Source organism: Komagataeibacter kakiaceti JCM 25156 (assembly GCF_000613305.1).
Window position 1 is genome coordinate 1 of record NZ_BAIO01000440.1, and the last position, 1,989, is coordinate 1,989.

The following is a 1,989-nucleotide window of genomic DNA, read 5'->3' on the forward strand; positions in this document are numbered from 1 at the left end:
AACTGCGCGGCATGGCAGGCGCGACCGGCTGTGCAGATCCGGCTGTTTTTCGGCCTGCGCCGCCCCGACGGGCGCAAAATTACCAACCGGGACTGGCGCGCTTCCTGCGTGATGTCGTGACCCCGCGGTTTCCCACGGGGTTTTCGGTCCTGCGCGGTGACGGCCAGTGGCAGGACCGTGAGAGTGGCCATGTCGGGCATGAACCGATGCGCGTGCTGTGGATCGCAACCGTGCCCGATGCGACCGTGGCCGCGCGCATCGACACCATCCGCCAGACCTATCGCCAGCGTTTCGCGCAGCAATCCGTGGGGCTGGCGGTCACGACGGGGTGCGATGCGTTCTGAGGCGCCGCATTCTTGAAAAAAGGCGGCACCCAGAAACTTTCATTTTTATCAACGGACAGTTTTTCAGATTCCGCCTGAAATGGGCAGGTTCACACCGGTCATGTAGCTGGAGTCATCACCGAACAGGAAGGCGACCACGCCGGGTATTTCCTCGATATTGCCATAACGCGCATGGGGATGCTGCCGATCATCTGGCGGGCGACCTCTTCAGGTTTGGTGGAGAAATACTGGCTTCCCACTCTGGCCTGAAGTTCGACCTGCCGGTCCCACATCATGCCCGGCCCCATGAAGGCGGGGCTTATGGCGTTGACGCGGATGTTGTAGGGGGCGAGATCCTTGGCCGCGACCTCCGTCAGCCCGATAATGGCGAATTTGGAGGCCCCGTACGCCGCCATGTTGGGTGGCCCCTGCACGCCCGCCATGCTGGCGGTATTGACGATCCGGCCATAGCCGCGCGCGACCATATGCCGCGCCACATGCTTGAGCACATGGAACGCGCCGCACACATTGATATGCATGACCCTGGTGAAATCGGCCTCCGGATAGTCCTGCACCGGGGCGAACGCGCCCTGGTAGCCGGCGTTGTTGAACAGGAAGTCAATCTGCCCCAGTTCCGCCGCCACCGCATCGACCGCTTCGCGCACCTGCGCGCCATCCGTCACATCGCAGGTATGGACACGTATGCGGACATCATGCTCGCCCAGCGCGGCATGGGCCTGTTCCAGCTTTTCGGGGTCAAGGTCAAGCAGCGCCAGATCGGCTCCCATGGTGGCCAGCCGGTTCGCGGTGGCCAGACCGATATTGCCCGCGGCACCTGTCACAAGTGCGACTTTTCCTGAAAACGGTTGCGGAAAACCTGACATTTCTGTCCCCCTGCTGGAAAATTGAAGTCCGGCCCTGTCCGGACAGGCATGGAACGATCCTGTCCCCGGCCCGGTTCTGTTGCGCTGAGCGTAAGGATATGGCGATGCTTCAGTAAACAGCAGGGCCGTCACCCCTGCCCTGCGGCATCGCGGGTGGCTCAGGGCGCGTGCTGGAGTTGACAGGTGTGATCCTGAAGTTCCTCACCCGATGCGCGATCGTTATGGCGGGGATCGGCCCGGTCATCAAGAATCACGAAGCCGCGCTGCCCGTCGGGCCGTACCACGCCAGCTACGACCAGCGTGTGCTCGCCCATTTCATGCGTGGGGTCGGCCATATCCCGCGCCAGCATGTCAAAAGGGCGGATGCCGGACAGGTTCTCGCTCCTGACCAGCCACGCGCGGTAGGCATGGCCGTAAAGCGGCAGCGGGGTCCATGCCGCCCCCAGCGCGGGCACTGCCTGTTGCAGGGTCTGTTTTACATCGGGGCGCAGGCAGTCCACATGGATATGTAACTGGTTCTGGCTGCGGCCATGGGCTGAATTGATGGCCAGGGCCATGTCCTGCGCAGGCAGGGGATGGGCCAGATGGTGGTTGAGGCGCGCCGTCTGCCGCCACGCGTAAGCAAAGTAATCGGGCGCGTCGGCGCGGGTAATGGCCGGGTCTTCCATGCCGGTTATGCGCTGTGTGGGAATGAGCAGGTATTGCCCCACGCCCACCCGGTCCTTCAGCACGGCATAGCCCGCGCGGGCATCGACTTCGGCGCAGGGCGCGGGCGGCTGGCC

2 protein-coding genes and 1 pseudogene are annotated in these 1,989 nt (G+C 63.5%); 1 reads left to right on the top strand and 2 read right to left on the bottom strand.

The window, feature by feature from the left end:
• Positions 1-116: 116 nt before the first annotated feature.
• Positions 117-344: a DUF3574 domain-containing protein gene (locus JCM25156_RS24990; protein WP_051577536.1), complete on the top strand. Its 228-nt coding sequence runs from the start codon at positions 117-119 to the stop codon at positions 342-344.
• 63 nt (positions 345-407) lie between these two features.
• Here the strand turns inward: JCM25156_RS24990 and JCM25156_RS24995 are convergent.
• Both JCM25156_RS24995 and JCM25156_RS15000 read right to left on the bottom strand, forming a co-directional pair.
• Positions 408-1,207, bottom strand: a pseudogene (locus JCM25156_RS24995) (SDR family NAD(P)-dependent oxidoreductase).
• 158 nt (positions 1,208-1,365) lie between these two features.
• Positions 1,366-1,989 (bottom strand): CDP-diacylglycerol diphosphatase (locus JCM25156_RS15000; protein WP_025813715.1); only part of this gene is annotated, 624 nt, incomplete at its 5' end.